21 protein-coding genes and 2 tRNA genes are annotated in these 19767 nt (G+C 36.7%); 11 read left to right on the forward strand and 12 right to left on the reverse strand.

Going from position 1 to position 19767, the window contains the following annotated elements; genetic code table 11:
• Nucleotides 1–11 precede the first annotated feature (11 nt).
• The 3 genes from ACZ2M0_RS05660 to ACZ2M0_RS05670 are packed head-to-tail and all read right to left on the reverse strand — an operon-like array spanning nucleotide 12 to nucleotide 1808.
• Complete coding sequence (locus ACZ2M0_RS05660) at nucleotides 12–857, reverse strand: PTS mannose/fructose/sorbose/N-acetylgalactosamine transporter subunit IIC (RefSeq protein ID WP_490058817.1); 846 nt, start codon at nucleotides 855–857, stop codon at nucleotides 12–14.
• Nucleotides 858–875: 18 nt separating this feature from the next.
• Nucleotides 876–1370 carry a PTS sugar transporter subunit IIB gene (locus tag ACZ2M0_RS05665; RefSeq protein ID WP_490058818.1) on the reverse strand — a complete coding sequence of 165 codons (495 nt, stop codon included), beginning with the start codon at nucleotides 1368–1370 and terminating at the stop codon, nucleotides 876–878.
• A 24-nt stretch (nucleotides 1371–1394) separates the two neighbouring features.
• Nucleotides 1395–1808, reverse strand: a complete 414-nt coding sequence (locus tag ACZ2M0_RS05670; RefSeq protein ID WP_490058819.1) for a PTS sugar transporter subunit IIA — start codon at nucleotides 1806–1808, stop codon at nucleotides 1395–1397.
• A 160-nt stretch (nucleotides 1809–1968) separates the two neighbouring features.
• Here ACZ2M0_RS05670 and deoC point away from each other — a divergent pair, with 160 nt between their 5' ends.
• Nucleotides 1969–2676, forward strand: a complete 708-nt coding sequence (gene deoC / locus ACZ2M0_RS05675; protein WP_045927370.1) for a deoxyribose-phosphate aldolase — start codon at nucleotides 1969–1971, stop codon at nucleotides 2674–2676.
• A 128-nt stretch (nucleotides 2677–2804) separates the two neighbouring features.
• Nucleotides 2805–3524 (forward strand): GntR family transcriptional regulator, encoded by a 720-nt coding sequence (locus tag ACZ2M0_RS05680; RefSeq protein WP_122051772.1) that lies wholly within the window; start codon nucleotides 2805–2807, stop codon nucleotides 3522–3524.
• 55 nt (nucleotides 3525–3579) lie between these two features.
• Here the strand turns inward: ACZ2M0_RS05680 and ACZ2M0_RS05685 are convergent, their stop codons facing one another.
• The 7 genes from ACZ2M0_RS05685 to ACZ2M0_RS05715 form a co-directional block, all read right to left on the reverse strand.
• Entirely contained in the window at nucleotides 3580–4314 is a 735-nt protein-coding gene (locus tag ACZ2M0_RS05685; protein WP_490058820.1) for a DUF4097 family beta strand repeat-containing protein, read from the reverse strand.
• A 205-nt stretch (nucleotides 4315–4519) separates the two neighbouring features.
• Nucleotides 4520–5410, reverse strand: a complete 891-nt coding sequence (locus ACZ2M0_RS05690; RefSeq protein ID WP_490058821.1) for a DUF4097 family beta strand repeat-containing protein — start codon at nucleotides 5408–5410, stop codon at nucleotides 4520–4522.
• Between the two features lie 87 nt (nucleotides 5411–5497).
• Nucleotides 5498–6307 (reverse strand): DUF4097 family beta strand repeat-containing protein, encoded by an 810-nt coding sequence (locus ACZ2M0_RS05695; protein WP_490058822.1) that lies wholly within the window; start codon nucleotides 6305–6307, stop codon nucleotides 5498–5500.
• 2 nt (nucleotides 6308–6309) lie between these two features.
• Nucleotides 6310–6954 carry a DUF1700 domain-containing protein gene (locus tag ACZ2M0_RS05700; RefSeq protein WP_490058823.1) on the reverse strand — a complete coding sequence of 215 codons (645 nt, stop codon included), beginning with the start codon at nucleotides 6952–6954 and terminating at the stop codon, nucleotides 6310–6312.
• The gene (locus ACZ2M0_RS05705) at nucleotides 6938–7261 is read right to left on the reverse strand and encodes a PadR family transcriptional regulator (protein WP_122051777.1); all 324 of its coding nucleotides are present in this window, start codon (nucleotides 7259–7261) and stop codon (nucleotides 6938–6940) included. The genes ACZ2M0_RS05700 and ACZ2M0_RS05705 overlap by 17 nt, the downstream gene beginning before the upstream one ends.
• Nucleotides 7262–7415: 154 nt before the next feature.
• Complete coding sequence (locus ACZ2M0_RS05710) at nucleotides 7416–8501, reverse strand: DUF4097 family beta strand repeat-containing protein (protein ID WP_490058824.1); 1086 nt, start codon at nucleotides 8499–8501, stop codon at nucleotides 7416–7418.
• A 94-nt stretch (nucleotides 8502–8595) separates the two neighbouring features.
• A complete protein-coding gene (locus ACZ2M0_RS05715; RefSeq protein ID WP_223896765.1) occupies nucleotides 8596–9474 on the reverse strand; it encodes an alpha/beta hydrolase in 879 nt (292 codons plus the stop codon).
• Between the two features lie 143 nt (nucleotides 9475–9617).
• Between ACZ2M0_RS05715 and ACZ2M0_RS05720 the strand changes: the two genes are divergently transcribed.
• Entirely contained in the window at nucleotides 9618–10127 is a 510-nt protein-coding gene (locus tag ACZ2M0_RS05720) for a zeta toxin family protein (protein WP_122051780.1), read from the forward strand.
• A 73-nt stretch (nucleotides 10128–10200) separates the two neighbouring features.
• Here the strand turns inward: ACZ2M0_RS05720 and ACZ2M0_RS05725 are convergent.
• Both ACZ2M0_RS05725 and ACZ2M0_RS05730 read right to left on the reverse strand, forming a co-directional pair.
• Nucleotides 10201–10276 (reverse strand) — tRNA-Lys (locus ACZ2M0_RS05725).
• 360 nt (nucleotides 10277–10636) lie between these two features.
• A tRNA-Lys gene (locus tag ACZ2M0_RS05730) sits at nucleotides 10637–10709 on the reverse strand.
• Nucleotides 10710–10849: 140 nt separating this feature from the next.
• Between ACZ2M0_RS05730 and yycF the strand changes: the two genes are divergently transcribed.
• From yycF to ACZ2M0_RS05770, 8 genes are all read left to right on the forward strand, one after another.
• Nucleotides 10850–11566, forward strand: a complete 717-nt coding sequence (yycF, locus tag ACZ2M0_RS05735; protein ID WP_045927377.1) for a response regulator YycF — start codon at nucleotides 10850–10852, stop codon at nucleotides 11564–11566.
• 61 nt (nucleotides 11567–11627) lie between these two features.
• The gene (gene walK / locus ACZ2M0_RS05740; RefSeq protein ID WP_490058825.1) at nucleotides 11628–13481 is read left to right on the forward strand and encodes a cell wall metabolism sensor histidine kinase WalK; all 1854 of its coding nucleotides are present in this window, start codon (nucleotides 11628–11630) and stop codon (nucleotides 13479–13481) included.
• A complete protein-coding gene (locus tag ACZ2M0_RS05745) occupies nucleotides 13471–14805 on the forward strand; it encodes a hypothetical protein (protein ID WP_373868657.1) in 1335 nt (444 codons plus the stop codon). The genes walK and ACZ2M0_RS05745 overlap by 11 nt, the downstream gene beginning before the upstream one ends.
• 1 nt (nucleotide 14806) lies before the next feature.
• Nucleotides 14807–15634 (forward strand): two-component system regulatory protein YycI, encoded by an 828-nt coding sequence (locus tag ACZ2M0_RS05750; RefSeq protein WP_223902748.1) that lies wholly within the window; start codon nucleotides 14807–14809, stop codon nucleotides 15632–15634.
• 14 nt (nucleotides 15635–15648) lie between these two features.
• Nucleotides 15649–16446: an MBL fold metallo-hydrolase gene (locus ACZ2M0_RS05755; protein WP_223902749.1), complete on the forward strand. Its 798-nt coding sequence runs from the start codon at nucleotides 15649–15651 to the stop codon at nucleotides 16444–16446.
• 63 nt (nucleotides 16447–16509) lie between these two features.
• Nucleotides 16510–17718, forward strand: coding sequence for a S1C family serine protease (locus tag ACZ2M0_RS05760; RefSeq protein WP_198180153.1), 1209 nt, complete (start codon nucleotides 16510–16512; stop codon nucleotides 17716–17718).
• 491 nt (nucleotides 17719–18209) lie between these two features.
• Nucleotides 18210–18689, forward strand: a complete 480-nt coding sequence (rlmH, locus tag ACZ2M0_RS05765; RefSeq protein ID WP_223902751.1) for a 23S rRNA (pseudouridine(1915)-N(3))-methyltransferase RlmH — start codon at nucleotides 18210–18212, stop codon at nucleotides 18687–18689.
• A 67-nt stretch (nucleotides 18690–18756) separates the two neighbouring features.
• Nucleotides 18757–19737 carry a LacI family DNA-binding transcriptional regulator gene (locus ACZ2M0_RS05770; protein ID WP_490058826.1) on the forward strand — a complete coding sequence of 327 codons (981 nt, stop codon included), beginning with the start codon at nucleotides 18757–18759 and terminating at the stop codon, nucleotides 19735–19737.
• Nucleotides 19738–19767 lie beyond the last annotated feature (30 nt).

Genomic DNA, 19767 nt, shown 5'->3' on the forward strand with positions numbered 1-19767 from the left:
AACACCTCTCATTAAAATAGATCTTCATCTTCATATTCGTCATCATTATCAACCGCCTGTTCTGCATTATTGGCAGAGCTAGTAGCAGTCGGAGTACTGCTTTTACCAGTTGACATGTAATACAGATATGCGACTAACGCAGAAATAAAGACAATTGCAATCATGCTTAATTTGGCAAAAGCAAGTAAAACAAAACCGGCAAAGAAGAAAATAAAGTGCGATTTATTTTTGATTACTATGCTCATTAACATAGCAATACCCAAGGCTGGCAAAACGCCGCCTAAAACTTGAATAATATGGGTTACAGTAGCGGGAATGCTGTCGATTAGCCAATTGACTAAACCTTTGCCATAATAAATTGCTAGAAAAACTGGTACAGCACGTAAAAGGAAGGTAGTGATTTGCGGATAAACTAGATGGCTCAGGACTATACCACGATCATCATTATTATGTGCGGCATTTTCAGCTTGAGTATTCCAGAAAGAGTAAAGAGCCATTCTGCCATTATAGAAAATTAAGCCAAATGTCTGACCAATTAGAATTGCCAGGGTAACAGCAATTGCAGGATTTTTAGTGGTCGCCATGGCCAAACCTATTCCACCATATGCTGCATAGGTAATTTCACTATTAGTGGCACCTCCAGTTGACAAGTTAGCGATAAAAACCGCTTGCACAGCCAGGCCACACAAAATACCATTTTTAATGTCGCCAAAAGCAAGGCCGACCAGTAAACCGGCTACTAAGGGTCTGCCAACAATATAGAAACCTCCAGACATACCAAATAGCCAGGGCGTTTCAATCGCTCCCAGATAACAGAAAATTCCTGTTAAAAGTGCGGGAAAAAATAAATTATTCATTTTTATTGCCTCCAAAAATTAAGACATAGAATCATATTTCTTTTTCATAGTTGACCAAGGTTTAATTTCATCATCAGGTAATAACTGAAATTGAATGTCAATGCCATGTTTTGCAATATCTTCAAAAGCATTGTAGTCATCTTGATCAATGGCTACTGTTCGTCCAAGCACCTTAGTTCCTGGGCGAGTATTCATCGGTCCAACATTCAGTACTTTGCCAAAATCAATTCCCAAGTCTGCCATTTGCGCAAAAGTCTTGGGGGAGTCACTGATTAAGAAAAATTTCTTTTTGGATTCAATACCCTTTTTGATTTTGTCGCCAGCTTCAGCAACCGTATAAATACCAACTTTTAAATCGTTAGCAGCAGCTTTTAAGACCTTGCGGCGTAACTTGTCATGGGCAATATTATCACCGACAACTAAAATGCCGTCCACAGGACGTGCTTTTGTCCAACGGGTCATAGTTTGGCCGTGGATTACCCGATCATCAATTCTTACTACTGAAATACTCATTATTAATACACCTTTCTTATTTTTTTAAAATTCAATATCGTCATCATCATCTTGCTGGTCTTGAGCAACTTCAATACCATTGGTTCCTGCCTGTAGAACGGTCTGTACGGCTTCATCAAGCGTTGTATTGTCAGATAACTGAGGGACAAGTTCTAAAAGCATTGGTAGGTTCAGACCACTGACTACCCGGGTTTTTTCTGTATGAGCCAAGTAGTACTTATAGGACTCATTGTATGGAGTTCCACCTTTTAAATCTGCCAGAATTAAGACTGGTTCTGTCTTACCGTCAAGCAGCTCTTGTAGACGGTCGCAATATGAACCAATTCCTTTTTCATCTAATTCAAGTGTCATGATATGGTCTGATTTGCCGGCAATAAATTCAAAGCCAGAAGCGATGCCTTGTGCTAAATGTCCGTGTGAAGTTAATAATATTTTCACTAAAATCACTCTTTTTGTAAATACATATTAATTTACAACACAATTATATGTAATCGCTTTATATAAGTCAAACACTATTTTTAAATAAAAAGCAAGCGGTTGACATTATAACTTTCTGTGGTTAAAATCAGTTTATGTAAATACAAAAAGGAGAATAACAATGAAATATACAATAGATGACTTTGCACGACTAATTGATCATACTAACTTACATGCGGATGCGACTGAAGAAGACATGAAAAAGCTTTGTGATGAAGCTAAAAAATATCATTTTAAGATGGTAGCAATTAATGAGGTTCAATCTGAATTTTGTGCCCAGCAACTAAAGGGGACAGATATTGATACAGGAGCAGCAATTAGTTTTCCTTTGGGACAAACTACAATAACTTGCAAATTGGCAGAAACTAAAGATGCGTTACAAAACGGTGCTAATGAAATCGATTATGTTGTTAATTTAACGCAAGTGCGGGTTCATAATTGGTCTTATATTGAAGATGAAATGACTCAAATGGTTAAACTTTGCCATGATCACGATGTGCCATGTAAGGTCATTTTTGAAACATGCTACTTGACTAAAGCTGAAATTAAACAGCTGGCCTTGATTGCTAAAAAGGTGAAACCAGATTTTGTCAAAACTTCAACTGGCTTTGGCACCGCTGGCGCAAAAGTAGAAGATGTAAAACTGATGAAAGAAAATGTTGGTTCGAATGTTAAAGTCAAAGCTGCAGGTGGAATTCGCAATACCGATGATTTTTTAGCAATGATTGCAGCCGGAGCAGAACGGATAGGCACGAGCTCTGGTGTAAAAATCATTGAAACTCTTAAGCAGCGGTTTGAAAAAGATGGCATTAACTCAATTGAAATTTAAGTGTAAATAAAAAATAGTGTCAAAAAAGCCGGTGTAAGTAGGGATTATTTAGCTCTTTACACCGGTTTTTTGCATGGTATAGTATTCTTATAATGGTATAATTAACAAGATGAAAGTGGTGGAACTAATTGGTAAAAAAAGAACTCCCTAAATATCAAGTAATTGCCAACGATCTTTTGAATAAAATTCAAACTGGCATTTATGCGCAAAATACAATTATTCCTCCAGAAACTGAATTAGCGGATAAATATCAGGTAAGTCGACCAACAATGAGGCAAGCGATCTCATTGCTGGTCAATCAAGGTTATTTAGAGCGGCGTCGTAAAAGGGGCACCTTGGTTAAAAAAGTTAAAATCGAGCAGGAATTTACCCATTTGATTGAAAGCTATAGCGCAGAAATGAGTGCCAAAGGCATCTACCCTAAAACCAATCTGCTTTATTTTGATGAAGAAAAAGCTACACCCGAAGTATGCAAAAATTTACAGCTGCCTGAGAAAGCACCAGTTTTTAAATTAGTGCGGCTGCGCTATGCTAATGATCAACCGATTGTTTTAGTTACAACTTATGTGCCTAAACAGAGGATACCTGAGTTGATTAATTATAATTTTGCCCAAGATTCTTTATACAGCACACTTGAAAAATACCATTTAAAAGTCACCCGGGTAATTAGAAAATTGGAAGTAATGGAAGCTGAGGAAACTACCGCCAACTTATTAAACATTGCAGTCCATAAGCCGGTGTTCTACTTTCACACTCAAGGACTGACAAGGGATGAACGGCCAATTGAATATTCGATTGCCAAATATCGGGGAGATATTAACTCATTTATAATTGATGTTCAGCGCTAATTTTATATATAAAAAAAGTCTTACTTTGCCTGTGCAAGTCGAAGTAAGACTTCTTTTATTGAATTTTAATTGAGCCAACCGAGCTGATAGCAGTTAATTGGTTGGCACTGCCTTCATGCTTGTAAAAATGCTTGCCCATTCTACTGCCGTGAAAGTAGATCGAGCCTAAAGTGGCGAATAAATCGTAATCTGTCTTATGCTCTTCATCATCTATCATTTTTAGTGAACCAGCGGCTAGTTTAAAGTGGTTTTTCCCTTGCAAGCTTGTGACCCTGACAGTTCCGGCAGCCAAATTTGCATGGGAATTCATCTTACAGTGATTGATGGATAAACTGCCAGCATCTAGCACCATTTCGGCTTTATTTTGGATCGTGACGTCCTGTAATTTTAAGGAACCGGCATTTGCTCTGACTTCAAGTTGCTGCATGTTAAGTCCAGCTAGATCAATGCTGCCAGCAAAATTATTTAGCTGGACTTCATTGAGTTCTGCAGCTTGCGGTACTGTAATTGTTATTTTAGGTTTAATTCTGCTAATATAAACTTTTTTGTGAAAATGAGGCTTTCGTTCACGAATAAAAAGGGTTTGCTCTGCCACACGAATTTTTATTCGATTAGGATTAATGTCATGAGTTGATATATGAAAACCAGCGCCCACTTGAATAGTGACACTAGCGGTGGCTATTTCGGCACCTATGTTAATAAAATTTTCTAAATCAATTTCTTGCGATTCTACTTTTTCATCATGAGCTTCAAATTCTTTGTCGAAGTCTCCGTCAATATATATTTTCATGATTAAGCTGTCTCTTATCTTTTTAACATGAATTTAATTTTTTCTTTATCTTATGATATCACGCTAGCTTAAGTGAAGCAATAAAAAAATAAAGTATTAGATTTAGTCAGCTAAAATAACCATTTAAAAAGACTGGGATTAATTTTAAAAATCAATCCCAGTCTTTTGCTTTATGTGGGTTAATCAGTTGCAAGATGTATAGAAGTTAATTTATGAGAATGTCACCATCACCACAAGAAACTTTGAGTAGAGGCGCATCCCTTAATTTTCTAGCAAAATGTCTGTGATAGTTATTACCGTGAAATATAAGCTCATCCTCTGAAGAAGTTGCCAACTGGTAACTGATCTTAGGCGGTCTGCTCATTTGGAAATCTCCTTCACTCAAATTAAAGGAGCTGTCAGCCATTAACTTGGAATCATTGACTCTGACATCACCGTCACCCAAAGTTGCCTTAATTTTAAATTGACTATTTGTAACAGTTAAATCACCATCACTCAAGTTTAAGATACCACTGGTTAAAGTTGAATTAGTAATTTTTAAGTCACCGTCAGCAAGGTCAAAATTGGCTTTGTGAGTTGTCACATTTTCAACGCTAACATTACCATCTTCAAGCTGTAAATTGAGGTCAGCAACAGCTAAGTCTGCTAAATGAATATTACCCTCAGAACATGATCCAGTTATTTCTTTTAGCGAGTCTGCTTCTGGAACAGTGACAATTACCTTATAAGTACCATCCTCATAAGCACCGTTGTCTGAAATGGTCAGTTTCTCGCCATGAACCTTGGCACTGATCTTTTTTACATTAGGACCACTAACTTTAATTTGGAAGTTGCCTCCTTTAGCAATTTGGAAGTTGGGTTCTTCAGCGTCAATATTAATTTTAGAGAACTTGCCTACGTTGAAAGTACGGGATTTTGCTGGTACATGATGTGAGTATGCGTGAGTTTGATTACGATTAAAAAAGTTTTCAATATTGGTTGTTATGCCTGAATGGATATTATTGATATCTTCTCTGCCACCGTTAGTTTCACCAATACCAAGCAAAATTATACCGATAGTAATGATGGCAACACTGATTAGGTAAAACTTTTTCATTTTGATTCTCCTTGTTTTAGATAAGTTTTTAATTTTAAAATGGGTATTACTAACCAAGAAAACATCTAAGTAAAGTTTACTTGCCCACTAATTAATTAGAATATCGCCATCCATACTAGTAACTTTTAATACGGGTTTATTTTTAACTTTTTTTGCAAAATGATTGGAATGGTAAGAACCTTTAAAAATGATTTTATCATCCGAGTGATTTGTCAATACATAGTTGATCTTAGGCGCGTTTGACATTGAAAAGTCGCCGTCATTCAATATAATTGAGCTGTTATTTAGTATTTGAGAGTCGCTAATCTTAACATCGCCATCATTTAGTTTTAGTGAACTACGTGAAAAAGTCGACTGGTTTACTTTGAGGTCACCGTCATTTGAATTTAGGTCAAGGCTTTTCGCAGTAAGCTTATTAATCAAAACGTCGCCATCATCTATTGTCAAATTGATGCGGGGAACGTTTAAACTATTGATATAAAAATCGCCTTCTGCACAAAAACCAGTTATCTTTTTTATGGCGCTTTTAGCAGGAACATAAACATCAACGCTATAATAACCATCGTTATAATCATGTTCAGGCTGATCCGAAATAGTGAGCATATTATGATCAACTTTAGTTTTTATTTTTTTGATGTCTGCACCGTGCCCCCCTCTAACAACCACTTTAAACTTGTTAATATCCTTAAGTGAAATTCGGATATCAGGTCTGTAACAGGCTAACTTAATATTGTCGAACTTGTTCACGTAAAAAGTTTTGCTTTCATTATAATGAGCGTGTTTACCATTATAATCATGTGACGGGTTATCATTTAATCTAAATACGACTAGTAGGATCAGCCCAATAAGTAATAGCAGTCCAAAGATTAGCCCACAAATTTTATAAAACTTTTTCATTTTTATTTTTCCTTATCTGTATTTTTTCCGGTATTAGTTTGAAAATAATTTTTCTTTAAAATATTTTTACCAAGGTTACGCATAAACTGGGTACACTTGGCAATTAAAATTTTGCCTAATTTGATAATGAATGGGAGTAATAAAAGAATAATGCCAATGCAAATTAAAGATTTACCCAAGTAAAGACAGCCGACTGGCCAGTTGTTAGTGAATAGCAGGGATAAAGATTTAAGAAAGTTTAGGCCGCCACCGACAAAGAATTTAAACAAAAAGGCTATTATCGCAAAAAATAAGCCAAAGAAAACTGCGAGTATAAAGAAGAGCACGAATAAAATTGCTAAAACGAGTGGGATGCCAATTGGAGCAGCACAAATTCCTAATAAAATGTACCAGCTGGCCTTTAGGTTTGACTTCGGAGTCTTCTTTGCTAGAGAAACAGAATCATCTTTGCTTGAATAATCGGCTAAAATATTGATTGCTAATTGTTTGGGCGTTCCTAGTTCAGCTTCGATGGTAGAACGTCTGATGAAGTCACCGTCCAATAAAAATTCGTGGTAAAATTCGACAACGTCTTCGCGATCTTTTTCAGGCAAATCATCTAAGTTTTGTTCTAGTTCGGAAATATAATCATCAATTACTTTGGTCATTTTGCCCTCCTAATACTTGATTAACTCTTGCACTAAAATCTTGCCATTCATCTTGAATTGTATTTAGCAACTTTATCCCTTCGTCAGTAATATGATAATAGCGCCGGTTGCGTCCCTGATAAGGCTCATCATAAGTTGTTAAGCAGTTATTCTTTTTTAATCTGCGTAAAACAGGATAGATAGTTGACTCGGAGATAGAAAAAATCTTTTGCACATTTTGTGTCAAAGCGTAGCCATACAGATCATCTTGTTTTAGAAAAGCTAAAACCGCACCATCTAGCAAACGAGTTGGTATTTGGATTGCCATGCTTTGCCTCCCCTAATATTATATGATATATAATATTTTAATTTAGGTTTAGGAAATTAGCAAGTACTGAACCTAAATTTTCCATAAATAATACAAAAAATAAGACCCCCGAAATTGTCTTAATCTCGGGGGTCACATCAGCTGCGTCCTACTTTTATTTAATGATTATATCTCCATCCCTTAAGGTTGCTATTAACGAGTCACTTTGCATACTTTGACTGTTAAAACTATTGCCAATACTGGAATTACGATAAATAATGTCGCCACCGTTTACTTTAAGCTGCACACTGATGTCATGGGCAAGTTGACCTAACTTCAAATCGCCATTCGTACTCTTAACAATATTTTGATCGGTTAGCTGGCTTTTCCTGATCAGAACATCTCCATCCTGTGCTTGTAAACTGATGTTAGCATGGCATTGGTTAATTTCTATATCTCCATCATCTGTTTGGGTAATTATTTGCTTAAGGATGCTGCGTTTAAAACCGCCGTCTCCGTTTTGAACTTTACTGGATAACTGAGCAATTTTTGACTGAGTAACAAAGCAATCAGCGTTCTGGCCGGCAAAAATAAATTCATCTGAAACTCTGACATTATTGATGTATATGTCACCATTATGAAGGTTAAGTACGATGCTTTTAAGTTTTAGATTTTGCAACATGATGTCACCATTGTGACTTTGTCCGCTAATTTTAGTTAAAGAATCTAATTTAGGAACAGTGATTTCCACGCGACTGACAGCGGTGAGCCTGTTGAACATGATTACACCGTTTTTTAGCTCGATAGGAGTCTCTTTAACAACCAACGTTTGCTTGACTAAATTAGTTTCTATGGGTCTGCTACTGTAATCTGCTACGGTTATTTGAAATTGACTGCCTTGATGAATAATTACGTCTGTAGTCTTAACTGCCAATTTTACTTGATTGAAGTTTTCAAGGGCAATGGTACGCTTTCTGCGGGGATATCTTTTGACACGCAAGCCATTAAAGTAATTATCACTGGCATGGGGGTCATTAGCAGAGGCAGTAACTGCTGTTAAAAATTTAACATAATCCTGCTTGATTTCTTTTGCCAGGTCATCTGGCGTACCTAGTTCTTTAACTATTTCTTCTTTTGTTTGAAAATCACCGTCCAGCAGAAAATCACGGTAGAAAGCGAGCGTATATTTTTGCTCTAATTTAGATAAAGATGTTAAATTCAGAGCCAATTTTGAGATGAAGTTTTCAATTAGTGGAGTCATCATTCTTCTCCTGTCACTATAAAATATCCTTTTTCTTTTTATTATACTCTATAATTTATGAAAAAAATATTAAAATAATTTATAGAATTAATAGTTAATTAGCCCACAGAAACTGACCGATAATCTGATCTACTTTGGAATTATCGTGCAACTTACTGTGTTGTCCACCTGCACCTTTAATTTCAATTTCATGGTAATTTACTTTGCCACGCAACAAATATCGTAAAGACTGGGCTGAAACGCAACTGACGTCATCATCAGAATTGGTACCATTTTCTTTATTGCCAAAAATATTCAACACTGATACATTGTTTGGAAAGTTATGACGATGCGTTAAAAAATACTGATAGGATTGGGTCATATATTTTGGTTTCCCATTTTTAAGCAGATAATTGTGATTGGGCTTCTCATCTAAACCAATAATACCATTAAATGGCGCACCAAGATTGACCTGCTTTTTTAATCGAGGCAAATTGCGATCCTGTCCGTATTTTAACTGATAAGAGAGAGTCATGATATTTCCCATAGAATGAGCTACGGTATTATATTGCTTAATATGGTATTTTTGTTTTAAACATATTATCAAGTTGTGAAACCACTCTCGCGTTGTGTAATAGTTGCTGTTTTTATTATCTTGCAAAATTACTTGAATAAGCGGTCTTTTAGTTTTGCGGGGCCAATTTCCCTGTAATTCAACCTTACCTGCAGGAGAAATTTTAGCTGTTAATACCTTGTGTGCATCATTATGCTGTTCTGCATATGCAATCATTCCTGCACTCGAGCGAGCACCAGCACCATAGCCATGCAAATAAATGGTAGGCGTAGCTTTAAAATGAGCTTTTTTCGTATTGCCAGAATTGACTTCTTCCGTATCCGTATGCGAACTTTTTTGTTCATAAGTGTGAAACAGGACAATTGTAACTAAGAGCAAGCCTAAAATGCTGCTTACTCCTATTAACCATTTTTTCTTCATTAATATTGCCTACTTTGATAATTTAATGTATTAATTATATCTTATGTGCATTATTCTAATATTAAAAATATAAAAGCTTAATAATATAATTTAAATAGTAACGTTAATTCTTTAGTCACCGGTATTGAAAGGAAAAATATTCAATGACACCAATTTTTATTTTAATTAGAGGAAATTCTGGCAGTGGCAAAACTGTCCTAGCCAATTGTTTACAAAATCATTTCGGCTACCAAAGATGTTTGCTTTTACATGAAGATTTATTGCGCCTTGATATTTTGCATGTTAAGGAAAAGGAGACGGCACCAACTGCCAGTCTAATAGAATTAATGATTGAATGGGGCAAACAATACTACCCTATAATTATATTGGAAGGGATACTGCCCAAAAGGATTTATGGCACAACTTTAACTAAAATAATTCATGAATTTAGTGCAGGAGCATTCGTTTATTACTTAGATATTTCTTTTGCGCAAACCGTAAAAAATAATGAAGAAAAAGAAAGTCCTTTTCCGCTTGAGACTCTCGAAAAATGGTGGCTTGAACAAGATACACTTGGCGAAAAAGAGCGCAAGCTGACAAGTGCCACTGTCAAAGAACTGGCAGAACAAGTTCTAACGGATATTGCAGATTATGAAAACAAAAAAGGGGACTAGAAAGTCTCCTTCAAACTGAATTTTTTAAAAGCAATAAAAAAAGCACCGACTACTTGCAGTGCTATTTTTATTATGGTGGGTGGCCAGGGGCTCGAACCCTGGACCCACGGATTAAGAGTCCGTTGCTCTGCCAACTGAGCTAGCCACCCGTCACCATTTCTGTTGACAGTTAATTATGATAACAATTAATTCGGCTTTTGACAAGGCTTTTAGATAAAAAAGTATAAAGAATTCTGCTTAACATTTGCTTAGGGCAGAATTTGTAGTTATGAAGCTATAGTTTGTTGCTTTTATTTGTTAATTTCATGAGGTTTTGCAAAAGTAAAGTGAGTAGATAAAATACTGTTGAATCAATGCTTTTGCTGAAAAAGTGCTGGATTAATTGTTTAAAACAATAACAAATACAATAGAATTGACAAATGAAACTGATCTGATATTATATAAAGGTTTAATGTCTTTTGACAAACAAAAAAGGCAGCAACCAAGTGATTACTACCTTTAATTATCAATGGGTGGCCAGGGGTTCGAACCCTGGACCCACGGATTAAGAGTCCGTTGCTCTGCCAGCTGAGCTAGCCACCCATAAGCGTTATTACAAATAACCAACGGAGACTATTATGCTATTATTTTCACTGAAATGCAAGTTTTTTTATTAAATTTTGGTGACTTTTTTGGCTAATAAACTAAAAACCAGTATAATGATCACAAAAGGGGGCTTTTCGATGTCAAAGAGAATTCTCGTTGTTGATGATGAAAAACCAATTTCTGATATTATTAAATTTAATTTGACAAAAGAAGGGTTTGACGTCGACACTGCGTATGATGGCGAAGAGGCTATCAAGAAAGTTGACGAATATAATCCTGACTTAATGATTTTAGACTTGATGCTACCCAAAAAAGACGGTTTAGATGTAGCACGTGAAGTAAGACAAACTCATGATATGCCTATCATCATGGTGACAGCAAAAGACACTGAAATTGATAAAGTTTTAGGTCTGGAAATGGGCGCAGACGATTATGTGACTAAGCCTTTTTCTAACCGTGAATTAGTAGCGCGGGTGAAGGCTAATTTGCGTCGGCGCAATATCGTCAAAAAAGATGAAAGTGCTAGTGATGGCAGTTCCACGAAAAATATTACCATCGGCAATCTAGTTATTATGCCAGACGCTTATATTGTTGAAAAAGAAGGCAAAAAGATTGAGCTGACTCACCGTGAATTTGAGTTGCTCTATTATTTAGCACAGCATATGGATCAGGTAATGACCAGGGAGCATCTTTTACAGACTGTTTGGGGCTATGACTACTTTGGTGATGTCCGGACAGTCGATGTTACTGTACACCGTTTGCGTGAAAAAATTGAAGATAATCCAATCCAGCCACAGATTTTAGTAACTCGGCGTGGTGTTGGCTATTACGTAAAACAGCCTAATGAAGACTAGCAAAGAAAGCCCCGCAATGTTTAGCAAGCGCGGCTTTCTTTTTATTTAATTTTGTAAAATTATGAAAAAAATCAAGAATAAGTTTAAACATTTAACTATTTCTATTAATACTACTTTAGCCATTGTATTTATGGCCATGATCATTGCCACAATTGAGGTTATTGGTGCTTATTTTACCCGCCAATTAGAGCAAAACAGTATTGAAAATTTTCAATCTTCAATTCAGGTTTTGCCCATTGTATCAAACCAATTGTCAACACAATTATTGAAAGACAATAAGCATACTGACAGTAATTTAAACAGGATTGTCAATGATTATAGCAATGGTATTGGCACAATTAGTGAAATTATTGTTGTAGACAATAAGGATATCATTCGTGCGGTTTCAAATTTAAATGATAAAAACCGGATTGGTCAGCGAGTCAATAATACGCTGGTAAAGCAGGTAACTTCCACTGGCAGGCAGGCAACTAAAGTAGTTAATAATCACGGCGATTATATGGTGCAGGTTACCCCTTTGAATGCTGGCAACGGTTCCGCTAATACAGTTGGTGCGATTTATGTGCGCGCGTCGATGCAGGGAGTTTTCAATGACTTGCGTAATATTTCACTGATGTTCTTAGTTACTTCTTTAATTGCGGCGGTAATGGGTGCCATTTTATCGCTAGTTGTTTCCCATGCGATTACTAAACCGATTGAGGAAATGCAAAAGCAGGCTCTTAGTATTGCTGACGGTGACTATTCAAGCCAAGTAAAGATCTATTCAAATGATGAGTTGGGTCAATTGGGGCAGGCTTTTAACACATTATCTGTTAGAATTGAACGTTCACAAGAAGAATCTGAAAGTGAGCAGCGCAGACTGGACAGCGTCTTGTCCCATATGAGTGATGGTGTCCTTGCTACTGACAGGCACGGTAATGTTAACGTTGTTAACCAGATGGCGCTCAACTTTTTGAATCAAACAGAAGATAAAATTATTAATAAGCCAATTGCTGAAGTTCTAGGTCTGAAAGAATCTTCGCAGGATCTGATTGGCAGCCAAAAGGGAATTGTGATTACAATCGGTCAGGGAACACGCGACGAAGTCATTTTACATGCCAGCTTTTCTCTTATTAAAAGGGTGACAGGTTTTGTTTCCGGTAGTGTTTGTGTTTTGCACGATATTACTGAACAACAGAAAAATGAAAATTCACAAAAGCAGTTTGTCTCTAATGTCTCTCATGAGTTGCGTACCCCGCTTACTAGTCTGCACGCGTACATTGAAACTTTAAATGAAGGGGCCTGGAAAGATCCCAATGTTGCTCCTAAATTTTTACAGGTAACGCAAGAAGAAACCGAGCGCATGATCCGAATGATTAGTGAACTTCTCAGCTTGTCGCGCATGGACAGAGGAGTTTCTAAAGTTGATGTGGAATGGGTTAACTTTAATGACTTTGTAGCTCATATCCTTGATCGCTTTGACATGATTGTCAAAACGGATAAAAAAGAAAACAAAAAATATACTATTAAGCGTGAATTAGGTACGCAGGCATTGTGGGTAGAAATTGATACAGATAAGTTTGCGCAAGTAATTGATAATATCATGAATAATGCAATTAAGTATTCACCTAATGGCGGGACAATCACAGTTAAACTTCATTCTGAACAAAAGCGGATTGTTCTCAGTATTGCTGATCAAGGTTTAGGCATTCCACGTGAAGATCTGACTAAAATATTTGATCGCTTTTACCGTGTTGACAAAGCTCGTTCTCGGGCTCAAGGCGGCACCGGTCTGGGTCTTGCGATTGCTAAAGAGATTGTGGAGGAACATCACGGTCATATTTGGGCCAATAGTAGTGAAGGCAACGGCTCTATTTTTTATATTGCACTACCTTATGAACCAATGAGTGAAGGGGATGATTGGGATGAAGTCTAAATTTAAGCTCGGCGATGCGCTGCTTTTACTGGGAACAGTGGCTGTTTTCGTTCTCTCGATCGTTCTCTGGATTTTTATCATGACTAATGACCAGTATTTTAATCATATTAATCAAACAAACAGAGTAACTGAACAAACAAAAAACAGGCGTGACCGCATTGCTTCCAACCTGTATATTCCTACTAATTCTTATGGCTTTAGAAATGGTCAATTATATCGTTTATATGATGCTAAAAAGAATTTGCCACTGGAATTTGTCAAAGAAGTGAAAGGAGTGAGATACCGTAGTATTAATAAAATCAGCACGGGGAAAAAGCAGTATGAAAAAATGCTGCATGATGAAAATTGTATTCAGCTAAGCTTTCCTAAAGAGGTTAGCATCAACTTGTTTACTAGGAAAAGCGTTAAAAAAGATGATGTACAATTTCGACGTGTCTTTGTGACAGACAGCAATAATTATCTTTACCTTGGAAATGATAAGACTTATACAGTTTACCGGGTTCATTTAATTAAAGGCAATTTTTCTAAACTACGCAATTATGCCAGCAGAGCTCAAGGCAGAGTTCCAGTAGAATTTGTACGTCTAAAAAATTGTTATGAGGTATTCTTTACTAAGCAAGACCATTGGAAAATATATAGCTATCTTACTAATACCCAAACTGATTCGTATTTTGTCTCTCGGCTCCTAGGTACTACTAACGTGACAACTCGCTCTAATAAAAAAGGCTGGACTACGTACTCGCTAAATTACTATACCAATTTGCGCGTTCCTAAGGCTAAAACTGAACGACATGATTTTCACTATACCCGTTATGAGAAACGTAAAGACATATCACTTAATGAGCAGCTTTTAGAGAGCGTAGATTTTGTTCATAAATTAGGTTTAAGCGAGCAGGATTTGCGTTACTTTGATACTATAAATGATTCTATAAGCTACATTAACTATATTGAAGGCATACCAGTCTTTTGGGATAAAAATAACCCACAAGTTGCAACCACTTTCACTGAAGATGCTGTAAAAGTTGATTTTAATAATACAGATTTGCAAATTCCAATACCTTTTGATGGGCAAACGAAAACTTTGCCGACAAGTACAGCAGTGATGCAAAGATTAGTAAATGCCGGTATGAGAAAAAATGAAATTCAACGTATAATAGTAGCCTTTAAGGTTGAAAAGGACAAATCACACGACCACTTGGTTAACCTGGTACCAGGATATTATGTCAAAGCATATGATGAGTGGAAGAGTTTAGCCGAATGGGAGAAAGTAGATTTTCTTGCCCTGAATAAATATAGGCAGACATTAACGGAAGAAGGGAAATAAGATGGACCGTAAAAGAATAGAATGGTTGTTTTTCATTATTTTCTTGTTAATCGATATTTATTTAGGAATTGAAATTTGGCGTTCGCCTATTAGTTTAAGCAATACTTCCGGTTCTACTGCAACGAGCATTCGTGCTGAGATGCGTGCGGATGGTATTGATGTGCCACTGCATATTTCACATAAACAACAGTCCGGTTATTATTTAGCCGTTAAAAATCGTGATTATCTTTCTGGTAAAAGCAGTGGCCTTACACAAGTTACTACACATTATTCCAAAAGTGACAATTCTTTAACTGGTACACCAAAGTCCATGATTTTGCTCAGTGGCAATCGTAAAAATAATATGCAGCAGCTGGAGGATTTTAAAAATGATCCTAAAAATGTTCCTTATGGTAAAACATTTAAGTTTGAACCCAGCATGTCTGGTGACAATACCTATTGTTATGTACAGAATACTGATTATGGTCGTATTTATGACAGTGACGCGCAGTTAACAATTAATGTGCGCAATAATCAAATTACTAACTATACTATTTATTATATGGGTCCTATTAAAGCAGTTCGAGAACCACAGTTAATTATCAGTGCGTGGCATGCAGTTAAAGCCATGTATACTGATAGGGAAATTGCCAACAATTCACGGGTAATGCGGGTTATTTTAGGCTATTCTAAATTGACAGATGTTCGCGGCAGCACAATTTTATTGCCTACATGGTTAATTCAAGTTGAAAATAAAACTACTAAGAATATCACTGTTAAAAGAGTTAATGCATTTACAGCACAAATCTTGCAGGGCAGCTCATATAATGTTAATGTACAGAAAAACTAGGAAGGGATAATGCGGTGCAGGTTTCTGTTTTAGCCAGCGGTTCGACTGGTAACACCAGCTTAATTGAAACTGGTCAGCATAAAATTTTAATGGATGCAGGTTTATCAGGTAAAAAAATCAAGACTTTATTGAGTGAAGTTGGCGTTGACATTAAAGACATTGACATGGTCTTTTTAAGCCATGACCATTCAGATCACAGCAAAGGACTAGGAGTTTTAATGCGGCGTTACCCTCAAATTGCGGCTTTTGCCAACAGTGGTACTTGGGAATATTTAACTGAAACACAAAAAATTGGGCAAATACCGGTTGAACAAATTAATATTATTGAGCCAGGGCAAACCAAGACTTTTGGCGATTTGGATGTGACAGCATTTGCGACCAGTCACGATGCGGCCCAGCCGCAATATTACGTTTTTACCAGTGGCGGTAAGCGCATCGCTTTTTTGACAGATACCGGCTATGTCTCTCGTAAAGTAAAAAGCGTGATCGAGGATGCGGATGCCTATCTCATGGAATTTAATTATGACGACATGATGTTGCGTAATGGCCCGTATTCCTGGGGCTTAAAGCAACGCATTCTGTCAGATGTCGGACACTTATCAAATGATGATGCCGGTCAGGCACTACTGGATGTAGTGACAAGTAAAACTGAACACATTTTTTTAGCACACAGAAGCCAGCATAATAATACGGCAAAATTGGCTTATAATGCTGCTAAAAAAATAATGGTTGATGGGGATGCTGATTTGCCGAGTGATGTTAAAATTATTTTGACTGATCCTGCTCAACCAACTAATTTAGTACAAATTTAAAGAAACTTTTTATCTTTTTTCAAGATTTGTTAGTATAGTAAAAAGATGTGTAAAGGAGATTAAATGATGAATAATCAAAACTCTGGTCATCAGCAGCATGGTTTTATGAAAACTGCTATTGTTGGTGTTGTTGCCGGATTAATCGGTGGTGGTGCTTCATATGTGGCCTTGGATCAAATTAATAACGCTAATATGAATAATAATGCTGAAACTAGTATTAGTTCAAATAGTGCCAAGACTTCCAGAAATAGTGCCAAAACCAGCGGCACAATGACGCCGGCTTATAATGATGTCAAAGGTGCTGTGGTTTCAGTTATTAATATGAAACGGCAATCAAGTAGCAGCAACTCGATTTTCGATATTTTTGGCGATGACGATAATGACAATAAAGGCAAGGGGAAATTGCAGACCTATAGCGAGGGTTCAGGCGTAATCTACCAGAGATCTGGCAATAAAGGCTATATTGTAACTAATAATCACGTTGTTTCTGGCAGTGACAAAGTGCAAGTCATGCTGTCCAATGGCAAAACAGTTAATGCACGTATTGTAGGTACGGATGCTACAACGGACTTGGCTGTTCTTTCCATTGATAGCAGCTATGTAACTCAAACAGCTGAATTTGGCGATTCTAAGAGTTTACAGGCTGGTCAAACGGTAATTGCGGTTGGTTCGCCACTTGGCAGCGAATACGCTTCTACAGTTACTCAAGGAATAGTTTCGGCTCCGGCACGAAGTATCACTACTTCTTCTGCTAATCAGCAGACAGTTATTCAAACGGATGCCGCTATTAACCCGGGTAATTCGGGTGGTGCACTAGTCAATTCTGCTGGTCAAGTCATTGGCATCAACTCAATGAAGCTTTCGCAGTCAAGTGATGGCACATCAGTTGAGGGCATGGGTTTTGCTATCCCGTCCAATGAAGTAGTAACTATAGTTAATCAATTGGTTAAAAAAGGCAAGATTGTCCGTCCGCAATTAGGAGTTAAAGTGATTGCTTTGCAAGGCATACCTTCTAGCAACAGAAAGCAACTTAACATTAAGTCTAATCTGAAAAACGGTATTTACATTGCTTCGGTTTCTAAGCACAGTGCTGCGTCTGCGGCCGGAATTAAGACTGGTGATGTAATTATCAAAGTTGACAACAAATCTGTATCAGATGTTGCTTCGTTACACAGCATTTTGTATAATCACAAAGTCGGAGATACCATTAATTTGACGATTAATCGTAACGGCAAAGAGATTAATTTACGCGTAAAATTACAATCTGATTAAGCAAATAATATTCTAGAATTAAGTGATAAAAAGGCTATACTATGCGATTTTAAACATAAGTATAGCCTTTTTCTTAACATTAACGTTGGGAAACATATAAAAGTTCGTTAACTATTATTGTCAAGCAAAAAACATAGCTAAAAATCTTGTTGACAATTGTGGATAACTTTGTGGATTGTGCATAAAATGCGCAAAAACGGTTGGGATAAATTGTGGACAACCTGTGAATTGTGTGTAAATAATAGTGAAAATTAATTAGTACAAACAGTAGTTCAAGGCTTAACAGCAGTATTTTAGGCCCAAAAGTTTGTGAAAAGCAACTATGAAAAATCTGTATGTGGGTAAATCAAGGATGATAAATACCAAAAAATTTTTAAAACACAATTTGTTCGCTTACTAAAGGTCAAAACCACAAAATGTAGTTTTTAACTTTACACAGTTGTGGAAAAAGTAAGTGGAAACTTTGGGAATTGGGGGATAAAATAGCAATTATGAATATTAAAATTGTTTGTGTAGGCAAGTTAAAAGAAAAATATTTTAAAGACGCAATCGCTGAATATCAAAAAAGGCTGAGCCGTTTTGCCAAGGTAGAAGTAACTGAAGTGCCCGATGAGAAGGCACCGGAAAAGTTCAGTCAAGCAGAACAAAAAAGCGTCAAGGAAACAGAAGGAAAAAGAATCCTGAGTAAAATCAAGGATAAAGAATATGTTTTTGTGACTGCAATAAAGGGTAAGCAGAGAAGCAGTGAAGAATTCGCTCGCAAGCTAAAGGATCTGGCCACCTACGGACATTCGGATTTAACTTTTGTAATTGGAGGCAGTTTGGGTACCAGCCCGGAAGTAAACAAACGGGCCGATGATCTGCTAAGTTTTGGCGAACTGACTTTGCCACACCAGTTGATGCGGGTCGTTTTAATTGAACAAATCTATCGGGCATTTATGATTAATAGTGGCAGCCCGTATCATAAGTAGACCAAATGGCATTTTAAAAAATGCATAGGATTGATTTTTAAAATTATATTTAGGGTGGAATTTTAGTATGAAAAAAATTGGAATCCGTGAAGTTGCTGAGGAAGCCCATGTTTCCACAGCTACAGTTTCGCGAGTTTTAAATAATAGGGGCTATATTAGCAAAGAAACTCGTGATAAAGTCCAGGTAGCTATGAAAAAATTAGAGTATTATCCCAACGATTTGGCTCGTGCGCTTTACCAAAAAAGAACATATACAGTCGGTGTTATTTTCCCGTCAAATGTCCATCCTTTCCAGGCTGAATTAATACAGGACATAGAATATTTATTGTCCCAAAAAGGGTACAAGATGCTTCTTTGTAACAGTCTAAATAATCCCCAAAAAGAAATTGATTATTTGACAATGCTCCGTAAAAATCAAGTAGACGGCATTATTGTTGGCACGCATAATAAGTATGTGTCCGGCTATCAAAATTCAAAGTTGCCCATAGTTGCAATTGATCGTGATTTGGGTGAAAATACTACAACTGTTGCCTGTGATAATTATGCTGGTGGCAAAATGGCGGTGCAATTGTTAATTGACCGTGGTTGCCAGCAAATACTGGATATTAGGGGTGATAGTTCTGTCAAATTGCCGGCTAACGATCGCTCAACTGCTTACTTAGACTTAATGAAAAAGAATAATTTGCCTGAAAATGTTCTGGAAGTCCCATTTGTGTGGAGTGCTGCTAAAAAGAAAGAGACTATTGAAAATTATTTGCAGAATCATCCCCAAATTGATGGCATTTTTGCGGGAGATGACTTATTAGCTTCATTAGCTATTTTTTATCTAGAGATGCATGGTAAAAGAGTACCAGAAGATGTCAAAGTTATCGGCTTTGATGGGGCAAAGCAAACTTTGTTATATAATCCCAGATTAACAACAATCAGACAACCAATTGGTCAAATAGCACAAGTAGCAACGGAAAAATTAATAAATAAAATTAACGGCAAAAAAGAAACAGATCGCCTTAATCTTCCTGTAAGCCTTTATATAGGGCATACAGTCTAATAATTACCAGTTTTTTTAACTGGCTTTTTT

Source organism: Lactobacillus sp. VURO6/B1 (VP7) (assembly GCF_058139575.1).